Origin of the sequence: Paractinoplanes brasiliensis (assembly GCF_004362215.1) — a bacterium.
Taxonomy (GTDB): domain Bacteria; phylum Actinomycetota; class Actinomycetes; order Mycobacteriales; family Micromonosporaceae; genus Actinoplanes; species Actinoplanes brasiliensis.
Genome location: NZ_SNWR01000001.1, coordinates 5,234,206 through 5,252,251, shown reverse-complemented (window position 1 = coordinate 5,252,251; position 18,046 = coordinate 5,234,206). Strand labels below are relative to the sequence as shown.

General features: G+C 69.6%; 10 protein-coding genes. 6 read left to right on the top strand and 4 right to left on the bottom strand.

Annotated elements, in window-relative coordinates:
- Window positions 1-127 precede the first annotated feature (127 nt).
- Both C8E87_RS23875 and C8E87_RS23870 read left to right on the top strand, forming a co-directional pair.
- A complete protein-coding gene (locus C8E87_RS23875; protein WP_133875151.1) occupies window positions 128-4,375 on the top strand; it encodes a GH92 family glycosyl hydrolase in 4,248 nt (1,415 codons plus the stop codon).
- Between the two features lie 56 nt (window positions 4,376-4,431).
- Entirely contained in the window at window positions 4,432-5,490 is a 1,059-nt protein-coding gene (locus tag C8E87_RS23870; RefSeq protein WP_239079903.1) for a DNA glycosylase AlkZ-like family protein, read from the top strand.
- A gap of 84 nt (window positions 5,491-5,574) precedes the next feature.
- On the opposite strand, the gene C8E87_RS23865 is transcribed toward C8E87_RS23870, so the two are convergent.
- Window positions 5,575-7,614, bottom strand: a complete 2,040-nt coding sequence (locus C8E87_RS23865; RefSeq protein WP_243755157.1) for an NAD(+) synthase — start codon at window positions 7,612-7,614, stop codon at window positions 5,575-5,577.
- 167 nt (window positions 7,615-7,781) lie between these two features.
- Window positions 7,782-8,216, bottom strand: coding sequence for a VOC family protein (locus C8E87_RS23860; RefSeq protein WP_133875149.1), 435 nt, complete (start codon window positions 8,214-8,216; stop codon window positions 7,782-7,784).
- Between the two features lie 17 nt (window positions 8,217-8,233).
- On the opposite strand from C8E87_RS23860, the gene C8E87_RS23855 reads away from it, so the two are divergent.
- Window positions 8,234-9,001: a phytanoyl-CoA dioxygenase family protein gene (locus C8E87_RS23855; RefSeq protein WP_133875148.1), complete on the top strand. Its 768-nt coding sequence runs from the start codon at window positions 8,234-8,236 to the stop codon at window positions 8,999-9,001.
- Between the two features lie 56 nt (window positions 9,002-9,057).
- Here the strand turns inward: C8E87_RS23855 and C8E87_RS23850 are convergent, their stop codons facing one another.
- Window positions 9,058-9,795 (bottom strand): S1 family peptidase, encoded by a 738-nt coding sequence (locus tag C8E87_RS23850; protein WP_133875147.1) that lies wholly within the window; start codon window positions 9,793-9,795, stop codon window positions 9,058-9,060.
- Window positions 9,796-9,980: 185 nt separating this feature from the next.
- On the opposite strand from C8E87_RS23850, the gene C8E87_RS23845 reads away from it, so the two are divergent.
- Window positions 9,981-10,835, top strand: a complete 855-nt coding sequence (locus C8E87_RS23845; RefSeq protein ID WP_133875146.1) for a helix-turn-helix domain-containing protein — start codon at window positions 9,981-9,983, stop codon at window positions 10,833-10,835.
- Window positions 10,836-11,039: 204 nt separating this feature from the next.
- Complete coding sequence (locus C8E87_RS23840; protein WP_239079901.1) at window positions 11,040-11,723, top strand: SprT-like domain-containing protein; 684 nt, start codon at window positions 11,040-11,042, stop codon at window positions 11,721-11,723.
- Between the two features lie 187 nt (window positions 11,724-11,910).
- On the opposite strand, the gene C8E87_RS23835 is transcribed toward C8E87_RS23840, so the two are convergent.
- The gene (locus C8E87_RS23835; RefSeq protein ID WP_133875145.1) at window positions 11,911-15,087 is read right to left on the bottom strand and encodes a GH92 family glycosyl hydrolase; all 3,177 of its coding nucleotides are present in this window, start codon (window positions 15,085-15,087) and stop codon (window positions 11,911-11,913) included.
- Between the two features lie 172 nt (window positions 15,088-15,259).
- Here C8E87_RS23835 and C8E87_RS23830 point away from each other — a divergent pair, with 172 nt between their 5' ends.
- Window positions 15,260-17,980 (top strand): putative bifunctional diguanylate cyclase/phosphodiesterase, encoded by a 2,721-nt coding sequence (locus tag C8E87_RS23830; protein WP_133875144.1) that lies wholly within the window; start codon window positions 15,260-15,262, stop codon window positions 17,978-17,980.
- The last annotated feature ends 66 nt before the right edge of the window (window positions 17,981-18,046 follow it).

Below are 18,046 nucleotides of genomic sequence, written 5' to 3'. Positions count from 1 at the left end.
GACACAAGGCCCGGCTGACATCGATGTCATTGGCTGCGCGATTGTGTTCGATCTGGTCTTGCCCATCGATTGATTTACCGGTAACGATGTGTCGCGGACGTTACGTGGACTGATCGGAGGAGGTCGGATGCGCCGACCACGGTGGATAGCTGCGACAGTGCCCCTGGCCATGGTGGGGACGATGCTGATGGGGGCGCCGGCCCAGGCAAAGGCGGCCGGCTTCGCGTCGTCGTTCGAGGCGGGTCAAGCGCAGCCTGACTGGACGGATACCAGCGAACGGGCCAGTGGCGTCGACGGCACCGTGATCGTCGGCATGCCGGGGAGCCTGCGCGAGCGGGTCACGGCGATCGCGGTCAACGCGCAGCCCAACGCGAACGAGGGCGGCAACAACCTCAACGACGGCGACGAGGCGACCAAGTGGCTGGTCGACACGCCGACGAGCTGGGCGCAGTACACGCTGGACGAGCCGGCCGAGGTGCTGAGGTACGCGCTGACCAGTGCCAACGATGCCCCGGAGCGGGACCCGCGGGACTGGAACCTGCAGGGCTCGGCCGACGGCGCGAACTGGACGACCGTCGACACCCGCAGCGACGAGACCTTCGACGAGCGGTTCCAGACCAAGACGTACGAGGTGGCCAACCCGGCGAGCTTCAAGATCTATCGCCTGAACATCACCGGGCACCCCTCCGGCAACCTCACCCAGCTCGCCGATCTGGAGCTCGCTGACGGCAACGTCACCCCGCCGCCGACCGGGCCGATGCAGAGCCGGGTCGGCAACGGGCCGGCCAGCTCCCCCACTGCCAAGGCGAACGTCGGCTACACGGGCCTCAAGGCGTTCCAGATCGCCGGGCGGCAGACGGCCGAGGGCCGCGGGTACTCGTACAACAAGGTCTTCGACGTCAATATCGAAGTAACCGACAAATCCGAGTTGTCGTACCTGATCTTCCCGGAGTTCAACCGCAAGGATCTCAGCAACCCTGCCACGTACACGGCGGTGGATCTGGCCTTTACCGACGGATCGTATTTGTCAGAGATGCCAGCCCGGGACCAGCACGGCATCAAGGTGAGCCCGAGTGAACAGGGCAAGAGCAAAACCCTCTACACCAGCCAGTGGAACCTCAAAAAGGCGAACATCGGCCAGGTGGCCAAGGGCAAGACGATCGACCGCATCCTCGTCGGCTACGACAAGCCCAACGGCCCCGCCGGCTTCCGCACGTGGTTCGACGACATCTCGATCAGCGAGGTCACCCCGCCCACTCCGCGGGCCCACCTTTCCGAGTACGCCGACACGCGCCGCGGCACGCAGTCGTCCAACGACTACTCGCGCGGCAACAACTTCCCCGCCACCGCCGTGCCGCACGGGTTCAACTTCTGGACCCCGGTGACCGACGCCGGCGCCACGAACTGGCTCTACCAATGGTCGCGGCAGAACAACGCCGACAACAAGCCGACGATCCAGGCGTTCTCGGCCAGCCACCAGCCGAGCCCGTGGATGGGCGACCGCCAGACGTTCCAGGTGATGCCGTCGACGGCCCTGAACGCCTCGCGCACCGCCCGAGCGCTGCCGTTCAGCCACGACAACGAGGTGGCCAAGCCGTACTACTACGGCGTCACGTTCGACAACGGGCTCAGGACCGAGTTCGCGCCGACCGACCACGCGGCGTTGTTCAAGTTCACGTTCCCGGGCGACGCGGGCAACCTGATCCTGGACAACGTCAACCCCGACGCCGGCCTGACGATCGACGCCGCCAACCGTGCGATCAGCGGCTGGACCGACGTCAACAGCGGCGACCTCTCCGCCGGCTGGACCCGGATGTTCGTGTACGCCACGTTCGACAAGGCGGTGACCGCGAGCGGTTCACTGGCCGCGGGCAACCGGCCGTCCACCGGGTACGCCAGCTTCGCCGACAAGACCGTGCACATGCGGATCGCCACCTCGTTGATCAGCGTGGCCCAGGCCAAGCACAACCTCGACCTCGAGATCGCCGGCGACGCGACGCTGGAGTCGGTGCGCGACGCCGCCCGTACGGCGTGGGACGCGAAGATGCGTACGGTCGAGGTCGAGGGCGCGTCGGAGGACCAGCTCGTCACGCTCTACTCCAATCTGTACCGGCTGTTCCTCTATCCGAACTCGGCCTTCGAGAACACCGGCAGCAACGAGTCGCCGGTCTACAAGCACACCGTGCAGTCGGCCGTGACCAGCCCGGGCAGCACCCCGACCGAAACCGGGGCGCCGGTCAAGGACGGCAAGGTCTACGTCAACAACGGGTTCTGGGACACGTACCGCACCACCTGGCCGGCGTACGCGCTGCTCACCCCGAAGATGGCGGGCGAGATGGTGGACGGGTTCGTTCAGCAGTACCGCGACGGCGGGTGGATCTCGCGCTGGTCGGCGCCGGGCTACGCCAACCTGATGGTCGGCACCAGCTCGGATGTCGCGTTCGCCGACGCGTACCGCAAGGGTGTGAAGGGTTTCGACGTCGAGGAGGCTTACCAGGCCGCGGTCAGGAACGCCACGGTGACGCCGCCGAACCAGAACGTGGGCCGCAAGGGGCTGGCGACGGCGATCTTCAAGGGCTACACGCCCAGCGACGCCACCGGCGAGGCCATGAGCTGGGCCATGGACGGCTACATCAACGACTTCGGTATCAGCGAGATGGCAGCGGCGCTGGCCGAGAAGACCGGCGAGAAGCGGTACTCCGAGGAGGCCGAGTACTTCCGCAACCGGGCGCTCAACTACGTCAACATGTTCGACAAGTCGGTCGGTTTCTTCCAGGGCAAGAACTCGTCCGGCGTGTGGCGGCAGTCGCCGGAGAACTACGACCCGCGGGTCTGGGGCTACGACTACACCGAGACCAACGGGTGGAACATGGCGTTCCACGTGCCGCAGGACGGCCAGGGGCTGGCCAACCTGTACGGGGGCAAGAAGGGCCTGGCCGACAAGCTGGACAAGTTCTTCACGACTGGAGAGACGGCGACCTTCCCCGGCTCGTACGGGGGGACGATCCACGAGATGCTCGAGGCGCGCGACGTCCGGATGGGCCAGTACGGCCACAGCAACCAGCCGTCGCACCACATCATCTACATGTACGACTACGCCGGGCAGCCCGCGAAGGCGCAGAAGCTCGTGCGGGAGGCGCTGTCCCGGCTGTACCTGGGCAGCGAGATCGGCCAGGGCTACCCCGGCGACGAGGACAACGGCGAGATGTCGGCCTGGCAGGTGTTCTCGGCGCTCGGCTTCTATCCGCTGCAGATGGGCTCGCCGGCGTACGCGGTCGGGTCTCCGCTGTTCAAGAAGGCGACCGTCAACCTGGAGAACGGCAAGAAGATCGTCATCAACGCGCCCGCCAACAGCGCCGAGAACGTCTACGTCCAGGATCTCAAGATCAACGGGGCTCCCTACAAGTCGACGTCGATCCCGCACGACAAGCTGGCCGGCGGCGCGGTGCTCGACTTCACGATGGGCCCGAACCCGTCGTCGTGGGGCGCTGACGCCCCGCCGCCGTCGATCACCACCGGTAACGCCCCCGCCAACCCGCTGCGTGACCTGACGGGTCCGGGTAAGGGAACCGCCTCGACGGCCGCGCTGGTCGACGACACCAGCACGACCCAGGGCAGCGGTCCTTTCACGTACGAGTTCACCAGCACCGGCGAGCAGGCCACGTACTACACGTTGACCTCGGGCTCGGCGGCCGGTGGCGATCCGTCGTCGTGGATCGTGCGCGGCTCGTACGACGGAACCACCTGGACGACGATCGACACGCGCTCGGGCGAGAAGTTCTCCTGGCGCCGGCAGACCCGGCCGTTCAAGATCGCGTCGCCGGGCCGGTACAAGCACTACTCGATCGTCGCCGAGGGCACGCTCGCCGAGGTGGAACTGCTCGGCAAACCGGCGCCGGCCTGCACGACGACCATCTCGGACGAGGTGTCCGGGGCGCTCACGATCAGCTCCGGTGTCACCTGCCTGGCCCCCGGGGCAACAGTCAAAGGCCTGGTCACCGTACGGGGTGGGGCCTCCCTTCATGCCACGGGAGCGAACCTTCGCACGGCGTTGACGGCCACCGGCGCGGGTACCGTCTCGCTGATCGACAGCACCGTGTCCGGCTCCGTCACCGCCACCGGCTCGGGCGCGGTGTCCCTGGCCGCCAGCACGGTGTCGGGCTTCGTCACGGCCACCGACTCGGGACCGGTGTCGATCGAGGGCTCCACGGTGCGCGGCATCGTCACGCTGACCGGCGGCAAGACCTCGACCGTGGTCGCCGGCAACACCATCAACGGGGCCCTGACCTGCACGGCGAACAAGCCGGCGCCGGTGAACAACGGCCTGAGGAACACGGGTACGGGCCTCCGGCTGGGGCAGTGCTCGAAGCTGTGAGCTGACAGGGGGCGGCGGGGACAACCCGTCGCCCCCTGATGCACAAGAATGGGCGGGTGAGCGTCGCACTGACCCGGGCCGAGGCGCGGCGGATCGCCGTACGGGCTCAGCTTCTGGCCCTTCCGCGGCCGGCTTCTCTCGATGAGGTGCTCACCGGGCTGACGTTTCTGCAGTACGACCAGACCGCGGCGGTCGCCTTCAGCCATGATCTGATTCTGTGGAGCCGGTTGGGGTCTTCGTATCGGCCGGCTTCGCTGTCTGACGGGCTCGCCGACCGGAGCTACGTTTCGCTGCGCGGCATGATCCGGCCCATGTCTGATATTCCGCTTTTCCGGGCAGAGATGGCGGCTCATTCCGCACCGGACTCGCAGTTCGGCACTCCCGGCGCCCAGCACTGGGTCGACGCGAACGATCGGTTCCGGCGGGATGTGCTCGCGTTGCTCGACCGCGACGGACCGGTGCCGCGGTCCGGCATTCCGGATACCGCGCGGGTGCCGTGGGGCTCGTCCGGCTGGAACAACAACCGCAACGTCGGCATGATGCTGGAATGCCTGGTCGTCAGGGGTGAGGTGGCGCTGGCCGACCGCGACGGCCGGGAGCCCCTGTGGGACCTGGCCCACCGTGTCTACCCCTGCGAGGTCGTGCCGTTGGAGGAGGCGTTGCGCATCCGCGCTTCCCGGCTGCTGCGCTCCCTGGGCATCGCCCGCAAGATCGACGCCGGGGTCGAAGCGCAGGTCGAGGGCGTACGGGGTAGGTGGCGCGTCGAGCCGTCCTTCCTGGACGGTCCGTTCGAGGGCCGGACGGCGCTGCTCTCCCCGCTCGACCGCCTGATCTTCGACCGCAGGCGGATGGCCGAGTTGTTCGAGTTCGACTACAACCTCGAGATGTACAAGCCGGCCGCCCGGCGCCGCTGGGGCTACTGGGCGATGCCGATCCTGCACCACGACCGCCTGATCGGAAAGGTGGACGCCACCACCGACCGGGCCCACGGAGTCCTGCGGGTCGACGCGATCCACCAGGACGAGCCCTTCTCCCCCGACGTGCTCGCCGCCGTCCACACCGAACTCCATGACCTGGCCCGCTGGCTGGGCGTCGGGCTGGACCTACCCGCTTGATCAGTGCTTGCCCGCGGGCCCCGGACCAATCGTCAGCACGGATCGAACCCAGGAATCCACGGCCGGCGATCGCCGACGAAAGTCCTACTTCCAGGCGTCCACCGCGTCCCAGCGTTCGAGGTCGCGGAGCCACGCGTTGGCGTTGCCGTCCGACGGCGCCCGCCAGTCGCCGCGCGGGGAGAGCGAGCCGCCCGCCGAGACCTTCGGGCCGTTGGGCATGGCCGACCGCTTGAACTGGGCGAACGCGAAGAATCGGCGGCAGAACGTCTCGAGCCAGTGCCGGATCTCGGGCAGGTCGTAGGCCACCCGCTTGCTCTCGGGGAAGTTCGGCGGCCAGTCGCCGGCGGCCGCGTCGTGCCACGCGTGCCAGGCCAGGAAGCCGATCTTCGACGGGCGCAGACCCCAGCGGAGCACGTGGAACAGCGCGAAGTCGTGCAGGGCGTACGGGCCGATGGTGTCCTCGGTCGACTGCAGCTCGGCGCCCGGCACCAGCTCGGGGCTGATCTCGGTGTCGAGCACGTCGGTCAGCACCGCGCCGACCTCGGCGTCGAAGATCTTTTCCGACACCACCCAGCGGATCAGGTGCTGCATCAGCGTCTTGGGCACACCGCCGTTGACGTTGTAGTGGCTCATCTGGTCGCCGACGCCGTACGTGCACCAGCCCAGCGCCAGCTCCGACAGGTCGCCGGTGCCCAGCACGATGCCGCCGCGCTGGTTGGCCAGCCGGAACAGGTAGTCGGTGCGCAACCCGGCCTGCACGTTCTCGAACGTGACGTCGTAGACCGGCTCGCCCGACGCGAACGGGTGCCCCATCTCGGTCAGCATCAGCTTCGCCGTGGCCGTGATGTCCAGCTCGGCCGCCGTCACGCCCAGCGACCGCATCAGCCGGTGCGCGTTGTCCTTGGTGTTCGTGCTGGTCGCGAAGCCGGGCATGGTGAACGCGAGGATGTCGCTGCGGGGCCGCCCGGCCCTGTCCATCGCCCGCGCCGCCACGATCAGCGCGTGCGTCGAGTCGAGCCCGCCCGACACCCCGATCACGACCTTCGGGTTGCCGATCGAGGCGAGGCGCTGCTGCAGACCGGCGACCTGAATGTTGTACGCCTCGTAGCAGTCGAGCGCGAGCCGGCTCACGTCGGCCGGCACGAACGGGTAACGCTCGATGTCGCGGCACAGCCCGAGGTCCGTGTCGGGCGGATCGAGCCGGAAACGCACGGTCCGGAACTCGCCCGTACGGTCGGCGTAGGTGCGCCGGTTGTCGTCGAACGACCCCATCCGCAGCCTTTCCTGCCGCAGCAGATCGAGGTCGACATCGGCGATCGACATCCGGTCGTCCGACGGGAAACGCTCGGTCTCGGTCAGCAGCACGCCGTTCTCGTAGACCATTGTCTGCCCGTCCCACGACAGGTCGGTGCTCGATTCGCCCTGGCCCGCGGCGGCATAGACGTACGCGGCCAGGCAGCGCGACGACGCCGATTTGCACAACAGCCGCCTGTCCTCGGCGCGGCCCACCGTGATCGGGCTGCCCGAAAGATTCAGCAGAACCGTCGCCCCGGCGAGCGCCGCCTCGGCACTGGGCGGAATCGGCACCCACATGTCCTCGCAGATCTCGGCGTGCACGACCAGCCCCGGCACGTCCTCGGCGGTGAACAGCAGATCGGTGCCGAACGGGATGTCGCCGGCGTAGAAACCGCCGCGCTCGTCGTCGCCCGCCGCGATCTGCCGCTTCTCGTAGAACTCGCGGTAGTTCGGCAGATACGACTTCGGCGCGATCCCCAGAATCCGCCCCCGGTGAATCACCACCGCGCAGTTGTAAATCCTGTTCCGGTGCAGCAGCGGCGCCCCCACGACCAGCATCGGCAGCAGATCGGCCGACCCCTCGACCACCGTCCGCAAACCGGCCAGCACGTCGTCGAGCAGCACGTCCTGCATCAGCAGGTCCTCGATCGAATAACCGCACAGCCCCAGCTCGGTGAAGAGGGCGACCGCCACCCCCTGATCCGAGCATTCGCGGGCCTGCCGCAGAATCGCCGCCGCATTGGCAGCCGGATCCCCCACGACGACGTGATTGGTACACGCGGCCACGCGCGCGAACCCGTGCTGATAAAGAGACCGGAAGTTCACCACCCCATCATGGTCAAGGCTGGGCCTTTCGTCCTGCCAACCCCACCCCTTTCCCGTACGCCTCGTCACCGCGAACCAACCGCACCCACGCCGAACCGGGGGTGACTGCGAGCTGAGCGGTGCGCACGGCCGTAGCGCACGACCGGGATGTTCCCGGTGGCTGAGCTCCTTCAGTCGAGGCAGAACTCGTTTCCCTCCGGATCCTGCATGTTCTGGCACGACTCGTTCACGCCGTCGGCGACCAGCAATCGGCCCCGCTTCGCGCCCAGCGCCTCCAGCCGCACGCATTCCGCTTCGAGCGCGTCCAGGCGCTCCTGCCCGACCAGCCCGGTGCCGACGCGCACGTCCAGATGCACCCGGTTCTTGACCACCTTTCCCTCGGGCACCCGCTGGAAGAAAAGCCGTGGCCCCACGCCGTTGGGGTCCATGCAGGCGAACGCCGCCCCCTGTTCCTCGTCCGGCAGCGCGCGGTTGTAGGCGTCCCAGCTCTCGAAACCCGGCGGCGCCGGCGGCACGACGTACCCCAGAACCTCGCACCAGAACTTGGCCACGCGCTCGGGGTCGGCGCAGTCGAACGTCACCTGGAACTGCTTGATCGACGTCATGGCTCTACCGTAAAGGCGTGGAAGCTGCCCTTGTCGACCAGTTCGTACGCGACGGTTTCCTGCACTTCGAGCAGGCTGTCCCGCCCGACGTGACCGCGGCCTGCGCGCGCCTGCTGTGGGAGCAGATCGACGCCGAACCCGACGACCCCAGCACCTGGAAGCAGCCCGTGCACTGGGTCGGCAACCTGGCGCAGCCACCGTTCGCGAAGGCGATGAACGTGCCGGTGCTGGTCGACGCCATGGACACGCTGGCCGGGCCGGGCCGTTGGCAGCCGCGCAACGAGATGGGCGCCTTCCCGCTGCGCTTCCCGCACGCCGAGGAGCCGGACGACGCCGGGTGGCACATCGAGGGCGCCTACATGCCGCCGGGCGAGAGCTCGTACTGGACCAACGTCCATTCGAGCTACCGGGCGTTGCTGCTGCTGTTCCTGTTCACCGACGTGGACGAGGACACCGCCCCCACCCGGATCCGCGTCGGCTCGCACTTCGACGTTCCGCGGGTGCTGCTTCCGTACGGGGAAGAGGGCGCGTCCGGGGCCGTGCTGGGGCCGCAGGTGGACGCGGCCTCGGCTCACCGGACGACTGTTCTGGCCACGGGCCGGGCGGGTGACGTCTTCGTCTGCCACCCGTTCCTGGTGCACGCGGCCCAGCCGAATCACGGCGCCCGGCCGCGCTTCCTGTCCCAGCCGTGCATCTCACCCACTGACGAGCACCTGCTCAGGCCGTACGAGGGAAACGACGGCCCCATCGCCCGAACCATCCGCCAGGCGCTGCGCGAGACGTGACCCGTTCTGCCGGCCCGTCCGCCGGGCACTGAGCGGCGGACGGCCCGGCTTCCCGGTCAGGCCGTGGGCAGGCCGCCGACCTGGGTGTTGACCCAGGAGCGGATCGACGGCAGGTCACCGTAGATCGACGGGGCCGTGGCGCAGGTGGAGTTGTTGTTGCCGGCCCGGCTGGTGACGCCGATCAGGTTCCACCGGCCGTTGACCGAGCGCACCTGCGGGCCGCCCGAGTCGCCGTAGCAGGCGCCGGCCACGCCACCGGTGTTGTTGGTGCAGATCTCGTACGGACCGTTGATGCCCGAGCAGCGACTGTCGGCCACGATCGACGTGTCAAGCTGGTGCGCGACCACTGGCGCCGACCCACACCCCCGCGGCGCGCAGGTCTGACCCCAGCCGATGATGCGGGTGGCTGTGCCGACCGCGCCCGAGGTGCTGGGGATCGGCGCCGGCGCGTGACTGACCGACGAGGCCAGCTCGAACAGCTTCACGTCGATGCTCGGGTGGTTCACCGCGCGCCGCACCGAGACCACGGTGCCGCCGCTCGTGCGGTTGATGCTGCCCACCCGTACGGACGAAGGGGTCGGGCAGTGCTTGGCGGTGACCACCCAGTTCGCCTTGATCAGCGACCCGGTGCAGCCCGAGGTGTACACCATGAACGAGTAGTTCTCCGTGGCCTGCTGCCCGCCCACGACCGACGGTCCCACCACGGGTTCGGCGGCGACCGCGGCGGAGGGGGCGAGCAGTCCCGCGGCCACCACGCCGGCGGCGGCCAGCAGGGTCCGAGCAAGAAGGCGCATGGGTGTTGTCCTGTCTGCCGGTACGAGGTGACGACGGGCCGGTGGCCCGGCCACACGGTAGCCCTGAATAGATGAAAGTCGATACATGTCAGTTGGGGCCTATCGTCGCGTGATGGACCTCACCGCGACCGGAGTCTGTTGCGGCCCACTACCTGCCGTCCGGGCTGTCCGGGCACACTGGGGCCGTGGATCGTCACGAGTTCGGCGCCGCTGTGCGCCAGTTGCGGGAGGACACGGCCCCCGCGGCTGTCGGGTTGCCCGCCGGCCGTCGGCGGACGCGAGGCCTGCGGCGGGAGGAGCTCGGCGACCTCGCGGGGATGTCGGCGGACTATGTGCGCCGGCTGGAGCAGGGACGCAGCCACCCGTCGGCCGGGGTGGTGAACGCCATCGCGCGGGCGTTGCGGGTCGGGCGGGCCGACTACGAGCGGCTCTGCGCGCTGGCCGGGTACGCCGCCGCGGACGGGCAGGTGCCGAACGAGATCGGTCCGGGGGCGATGCGGCTGCTGGAGCGGTTCACCGACACCCCGATGTTCGTCTCCGACGCGGCGATGAACCTGGTCGCTGTGAACAAGGCGTTCCTGGCTCTGGGGCACTGGGAACTGACCGGCGATCCGTGGGAATGGAACATCGCCTGGCGTACCTTCTGCGACCCGTTCCACCGATTCCAGCAGTCCCCGGCCGAAGCGACCGATCACCAGTCGGTCCTGGTGGCCCAGTTGATGAGTACGCGGTTGCGTTTCCCCGCCGACGTGGCACTGGCCGCACTGGTGGACGAGTTGCGGAGCCGGAGCCGCCTGTTCGACACCCTGTGGCGTGCGCCGCGACCGGTGACCGCCTACGAGAGCAGCGCCTCGTTCGTTCATCCGGACGGGGACGCCGTCACGCTCGTCGGCAACCTGCTCGCCATCCCGGGCGACGACCTGGCCGCTCTCATACTCACAGCGGCACCGGGCTCGGCCGACGCGGCCCGCCTGGCCGAGATCGTCGACGACGCCGGGGAACCCGCCGTGATCAGGGTGGGCCGACCCGACCCACGATGATCACGGCGGAACCTGCGACGTCGAGTGCCTTGACGGTGCTCACGGAAGCAGGTTCGGCGCCGGCCGACCTTGCCGCGGTCCACGCCCAGGCCGCCGCGGACGAGTTCCCGGGCAAGATCATCATCACCACGGAGCACCGGCCGGAATGACGTGATCGCGTGGCACTATCGGTGGCGGACTCATCGGGGACAAGGAGTGCGCGGGTTGGAGCTCGGGGACGTCAAGGAGCTCGCCACCGGGTTGATGAAGCAGCATCGGCTCGACGACTGGCGGCTGGTGTTCGACAACGCCAAGACCCGCGCCGGGGCATGCCGGTCGGATCGGCGCGAGATCGCTCTGTCGCGGCCGCTGATGAGCCTGTACGGGGCCGAGCAGGTCACCCAGACGATCCTGCATGAGATCGCCCACGCGCTGGCCGGCGCGGGACACGGCCACGACCGTAAGTGGCGCACCATCGCGCGGCGCATCGGCTACACCGGTGGGCGGTGCCTGCCCGCGGACGCGCCGAAGGTCGACGGGGCCTGGACCGGGACCTGCCCGGCCGGGCATCGCACCACCGCGCATCGCCGCCCGATTCGGGTGCGGTCGTGCCCGCAGTGCTCGAAGACGTTCGACGTCTCGGCCCGCTTCGAGTGGACCCGGCACGGACAGCCCGCGCCGATGGACCCCCGCTACACGGCCGAGCTGGCCCGGCTGCTCAACCCGCGACCCGAGCCCACGCACGCACCGCCGGTGCTGGTGGCCGTGGGCGACCGGGTGCGGCTGACCGGCACGGGCAAGTACGCCGGTCTGACCGGAACCGTGGAGAAACGGGGGCGCAGCCGCTACCAGGTGCGCACCCGGGCCGGCCTGCTGAGCGTCGCGTTCGCCGCCGCCCGGCGAGCCTGAACCGGGCGGGGACGCGCAGAGGGAGGCGCGCACGAACCGGCAACCGTGCACAGGTGCAGCGGGCCTTCACCCCCGGCCTGACGGCCGGAGCACTGGCCCACATTCCGGTAGCAGGCGCCGTTCTTTGTTCCTCGTTCGCCCGGGGTCTCGCCCGGGTGCAATGCGACCGGCCGGATGCCCGAGCAGGTCAGGCCAGCGTCAGCGCGTACACGTAGACGCGGGCGTCGTCCGGCAGGGTGATCGAGCGGATCTGCTTGCCCTCGGCCACCGGCAGCCGGACGCCGAAGAGCGAGACCGGGGGCCCGTCCACCCCCTGACCGGCCTTGATGCGGTGCGGCATCGAGAGCACAGCGGTCGTGCCCGCCGCCGATCCGCACCAGTCGGCGATGGTCACCGGCGTGGAGGCGTACGTGCCGTCGGTGTAGCCGATCGTCACCGAGCTGCCGACCGGGCCGTTGTGGCTGGTCAGCACGAGGTTGGCCGACGTGTGCGAACCGGGCGGCACAAGCAGCGTCCGGCCCGTGGCCGCCGTGAAGTTGGCCGCCGTGCCGGTCGGGTCGGGTGCGTTGTAGGTCACCCCGTCCCACGTCACCGGGCCCGCGGCGGGCAGCAGGGCGGCGTCGTAGCTCCACCCGACGCCGTCGAAGTTGCCCTGGTCGGAGGCGGCCACGGTGGCGGTGCCGTCGCGGGTCGGCGACAGCACCACCGCGCACTGCCCGGAGATCGACGACGCGCAGGTGGACGGGGTGGTGACCACCAAGTCGGCCGTCTTCTTGACCCCGGAGACGTCGACCGTCAGCGGATAGCTGCCCAGGGCGACGCCGGCGGGGGCGGTCACGGTGACGGTTGCCGTGGCCGAGGTGGGCAGGTGCTTCGACACGATCGTGCCGGGCTGCCGGACAGCCACCTGGAAGCCGGCCGGGGCGGTGGCCGTCACACGGGGTTTCAGGGCGCCGGGTGCCTGGCCGACGATGTCGACAGTGAGCGTGGCGCTGCCGCCGGGCGGGACGGCAGCTGTGGCCGGGCGGACGGCGGCCGACAGGTGGGTGCGGTTGTCGAGCGGGGCCTGGTTGACCGACGGTGGCTCGGCCGCGACCGAGGTGCCCCACGCGGACGGGGTGGCGCCGAGCGTGTGCTCGATCGTCCCGCCCGAGCCGACCGCCGACCACGGCACCCAGTTCCGGGTCAGCGAGGACCCGTTGACCCGTACGCGCTGAATGTAACGCTTCTGGTCCGAGGCGCCCGGTGCGGTGATCGTCAGGGTGCGGCCGCGAGCCAGCGAGACGGTGGCCGACGGGAACTGGGGTGAGGACACGGCCAGGAAGTTGGCGCCGCTCATCGTCGGGTAGAGGCCGAGCGACGAGAAGACGTACCAGGCGCTCATCGTGCCCAGGTCGTCGTTGCCGGTCATGCCGTCGGGGCCGGTGGTGAACAGGGTCATCGCCGCGCGGACCACGGTCGCGGTCTTCGCGGGCGCGCCGGCCCAGTGGTACATGTACGGCGCGAGCAGGTCGGGTTCGTTGTTCGGGTTGTAGGTCGCCTTGGCGTAGTAGTCGTACGGCGCGGCGATCCAGTCGGTGCGCGCGGTCCCCGCCGGGTCCTTCAAGAGCTTCCCGTACGCGAAGAAGTCGTCGAGCCGCTTCTCGGTGGCCCGCCGTCCGCCCATCAGCCCGACCAGTCCCGCGGGGTCCTGCGGCGCGAGCCACTGGTACTGGTAGGCCCCGCCCTCGTGGAACTGCTGGGCCGCCGCCACCGGGTCGTACGGGGTGAGCCAGGTGCCGTCGATGGCGCGCGGCCGGAACTGCTTGGCCGAGCTGTCCCACAGGTTGCGGTACCACTGGCCCCGGGCCGCGAACAGGCGCGCGTCGGCGGTCTTGCCCAGCCCTTCGGCCATGAGCGCGAGCGACGCGTCGGCCGCGGAGTACTCGAGCGTGGCCGAGGCGGGGTGCACGCAGTCGTTGTCGCCGCCCTTGTGCACACAGTCGGCGCCGAGTTTCAGCCCGGACGGGATGTACCCCCGGTCGCTGTAGTACTTGATGCCCGTACGCCCGTTGTAGGGCGACCCGGCCGGGGGCTCGCTGAGGGCGTTCGCGCGCAGCAGGGCGTACGCGATCTGCTCGTGGCCCTTGAGCAGGCCCTTGGACCACGCCTCGACGAGGAAGGGGGTGACGGGATCGCCGGTCATGATGTTGGTCTCGCTGTTGACGAGCGCCCAGCGGGGCAGCCACCCGCCGTCGCGGCCGATCGCCAGCACGCTCAGGGCGACGTCCCGGGCCACCTCGGGGGTGAGCAGTTCGAGCAGCTGGTTCTGCGGGCGGTAGGTGTCCCACAGCGAGAAGTTCTGGTACGGCGTGTAGCCCTCGGCCTTGTGCACGGCCCGGTCGAAGCCCACGTACGACCCGTCGACGTCGCCGGCCAGGTTGGGGTGCAGCAGCGAGTGGTAGAGGGCCGTGTAGAACGCGGCGCGCCTCTCCCCCGTGCCGCCGCCGATCTTGACCTTGCCGAGTGTCGAGACCCATTTGGCGCGCAGCGCGTCGCGAACCGCCGTGAAGTCGTAGTCCTTGGTTTCCGCGGCGAGGTTGGCCCGCGCCCCGGCCACTCCGGTGTAGGAGAGCCCGACCTTGACGACGACATCGCGGTCGGCGGTCGCGTCGAACGTCACGTACGCCCCGTTCGAGCCCGCCCCGGCCGCGTCCCGGCTGCCCGCCGTCACCGTCGATCCGCGCCAGGTCCCGTACGCGGAGAACGGCCGGTCGAAGGAGGCGGTGAAGTAGACCGTGTGGTCGTCCTGCCCGGCGCAGAAGTTGCCCGCCTCCACCCGGCCCTCGATCGTCCGGTCGTCGACGACGTGGATCTCGGAGTCGAACACCGACTGGTTGGCCTTGCCGGTGTTGAACAGGACGTTCGCCGCGCCGGTGGCGGGGAACGTGTAGCGCTGCCAGCCGGTGCGCTCGGTCGCGGTGAGCTCGGCGTCGATCCCGTACGTGGAAAGCCCGACCCGGTAGTGGCCCGGCGAGGCCTCCTCGTCGTCGTGGCTGTACGCCGACCGGTAGACGTTCGGGTCGACGCTGGTGATCGCGCCGGTGGTCGGCATGATCGGCAGCTCGCCGGCCACGCCGCAGCCGACGCCGGACAGGTGCGTCTGGCTGAACCCGTAGATCGTCGACTGCTTGTAGTCGTATCCGCCCTGCCCGCCGGTGTCGGGGCTGACCTGCACCATCCCGAAGGGCGCGGCGGCCCCGGGGAACGTGTTGCCGAAGTTCTCGGTGCCGACGAAGGGCCGTACGAGGTCGACCGGCGCCGGTTCGGCCTGGGGCGCGGCCACCCCGGGGATCAGCAGTACGGCGCTGAGCAAGAAGTGCATTCGATGAACCTCCCGTGACCGGCGTGATCAGCCTTTGACAACGTTGTCACTCGGCAGTGACGTACGTCAATGAGTTCTGCACCCGATTCGCAACCCAGTGCCCGGCCGAACCCCTCAAGGCGGTGCCGCCCGGCCCGATCTTCCGCGGGACCACCTATCTGGGGAGACGTTGATGGCAACCAGCACCCGCGCGGCCAACTGGTACCGCTTGTGTGGTGTCGTCGGCGCGGTTCTCCTCGCCGTCGTGGTCGTGTTCAGCATCGGCGGTCCCGACCTGGCTCGACTCGTCTCCGGCTTCGGCCTCTGCCTGGCCGCGCTCGCCGCCGCCGTGGCCTGCGTTCACCCCGCCCGGCGCTTCACCGGACGCCGGCGTTGGGGCTGGGCCCTGATCGGGCTCGGCGTGCTCAGCTGGGGCCTGGGCCAGGTGACGGCCTGCGTCTACACGTTGACGGGCCAGAACGCGTCGCTGCCCTCGCACGCCGACATCGGCTACCTGGGCATGGTCGTGCTGGCCCCGCTCGGGTTGCTCGTGCTGCCCAGCCACGTGCAAACGCTGGCCGGCCGGATCCGCGCACTCCTCGACGGGCTGATGATCGCCACCTCGCTCGTGCTGATCGCGTGGATCTTCGTGATCGTGCCGCTGCTCGCCGACGGCCGGGCCGGACTTGCCCTCTACGTCAGCCTCGCCTATCCGCTGGGCGACGTGGTCATCGTGACCATGGTGCTGTACATGCTCGCGCGGCAGCGCCGCAGCGGCCGCACGTTCCGTCAGCTCGCCCTGGTCGGGGCCGGCATCGCGGCGTTCGCTGTCTCCGACGTCGCGTACGCCTACCTCAACCTGGTCGGCGAGTACCGGACGGGTGGCCTCACCGACATCGGCTGGTTCACCGGCTTCTCGCTGATCCTGCTCGCCGCGCTCATGCCGGTGAAGCAGACCGACGACGCCACCGACGAGGACAGCCGGCAACCGGTGGGAATCCTCCTCCCGTACGTGGCGGTGCTCGCGGCCCTGATCACGTCGGTCGTCTGGTACGCCAAGACCGGGCACAACAACCTGTTCGTCGCGTACACCCGCTCGGCGCTGATCCTGCTCATGGTGGGACGGCAGCTGCTGACCCTCCGCGAGAACCGCAACCTCACCCGTACGCTCGAAGCCCGCGTGGCCGCCCGCACGGCCGAGCTGTTCGCCAGCGAGCAGCGGTTCCACGCCCTCGTGCAGCACAGCTCCGACGTCGTCACCGTGGTGAGCCCCGAAGCCGACGTGCTCTACCAGAGCGAGTCGGTGCAGCGCGTCTTCGGCTACCCGGCGCACGCGCTGACCGGCCGCCGCCTGACCCACCTGATCGACCCCGAGTCGGGCATCCGTCTCGCCCAGGCGCTGCGGCAGGTCGCCGGCCGCCCGTACGCCACCACCGTGCTCGAACTGACCGTGCGGCACCGCGACAAGCGGCTGCGCCAGGCCGAGATGACCATCACGAACCTGCTCAGCGACCCCAGCGTGGCCGGCCTGGTGCTCAACACCCGTGACATCAGCGAACGCAAGGAACTGCAGGACCAGCTCGTGCACGAGGCGTACCACGACGCGCTGACCCAGCTGGCCAACCGGGCGCTGTTCCGCGAACGGGTCGCCGAGGCGCTGCGCACCAAGCCGGACGACGACGAGGTGACAGTGCTCTTCCTCGACCTCGACGGGTTCAAGGAGGTCAACGACAGCCTGGGCCACCTGGCCGGCGACCAGTTGCTCGTGCAGGTGGCCGACCGGCTGCGAGCCTCCGTACGCGAGGACGACCTGGTCGCCCGGTTCGGCGGCGACGAGTTCGCCGTGCTCATCCAGGCGCCCGCCGACGGCGCCGAGGCCGAACGGGTGGCGCGGCGCATCATCGACGTGCTCGAGGAGCCGTTCGCCAGCGAGAGCCGCAACCTCCACGTACAGGCCAGCATCGGCCTGGCCGCCGCCGGACTGCTCGAAAGCGGCGAGACCGACGGCGCCGAACAGCTCATGCGCAACGCCGACCTGGCCATGTACAAGGCGAAGTCGGCCGGGGGCAGCGGCTACGCCAGCTACGACCCCGAGATGCTGTCGGGCCTGGTCGCGCGGCTCGAACTCGAGGCCGACCTGCGCCTGGCGGTGGAACGCAAGCAGTTGCACCTGCACTACCAGCCCACCATCGACCTGGCCACCAGCGAGGTCATCGGGTTCGAGGCGCTGGCCCGCTGGGAGCACCCGACACGCGGTCTGATCCCGCCGGCCGAGTTCATCCCGATCGCCGAGGCCACCGGGCTGATCGTGCCGCTGGGCCGCTGGGTGCTGCGCGAGGCGTGCCGCCAGGCCGTCACGTGGAGCCGGGAAGCCGGGGACCGCCCGATCAAGATGGCCGTGAACGTCTCGGTCCGCCAGTTCGACCGGGCCGACCTGGTCGAAGTGGTCTCGAGCATCCTCGTCGAGACCGGCATGCCGGCCAACCAGCTCTGCCTCGAGATGACCGAGAGCGTGCTGATGACCGACACCGACGACAACCTCGAACAGCTCGTACGCCTCAAGGCCCTCGGCGTCACGCTGGCCATCGACGACTTCGGCACCGGTTACTCGTCGCTGGCCTACCTGCGGCGCTTCCCGGTCGACACGCTGAAGATCGACCGCTCGTTCGTGGAACGGCTGGGCGCCCTCACCGACGACACCGCGCTGGCCGACACGATCGTGCAGCTCGGCAAGAGCCTCGGCATGGACACCGTGGCCGAGGGCATCGAGGAGTTCGGCCAACTGGAGGCGCTGCGCGAGATGGGTTGCCACTTCGCCCAGGGCTACTACTTCTCCCGCCCGGTCCCCGCCTCCGAAGCCGGCCGTCTCTTCCTCGAAGGCGAAGCCACCCCTGCCCCGGCTTCCGCGCGCTGACCGTTTCATCGGCCGGGCTGTGGCACGCGGCGCCGCATCTCGGTTGACCCCGTGGGCCCGCTCCGC

What these genes read in the sequence shown, in the direction of transcription:
- C8E87_RS23875 (WP_133875151.1), top strand. Translation starts at nt 128, where the DNA reads ATGCGCCGACCACGGTGGATAGCTGCGACAGTGCCCCTGGCCATGGTG.
- C8E87_RS23860 (WP_133875149.1), bottom strand. Translation starts at nt 8,216, where the DNA reads ATGACGTCGATCAAGCAGTTCCAGGTGACGTTCGACTGCGCCGACCCC.
- C8E87_RS23850 (WP_133875147.1), bottom strand. Translation starts at nt 9,795, where the DNA reads ATGCGCCTTCTTGCTCGGACCCTGCTGGCCGCCGCCGGCGTGGTGGCC.
- C8E87_RS23835 (WP_133875145.1), bottom strand. Translation starts at nt 15,087, where the DNA reads ATGCACTTCTTGCTCAGCGCCGTACTGCTGATCCCCGGGGTGGCCGCG.
- C8E87_RS23830 (WP_133875144.1), top strand. Translation starts at nt 15,260, where the DNA reads ATGGCAACCAGCACCCGCGCGGCCAACTGGTACCGCTTGTGTGGTGTC.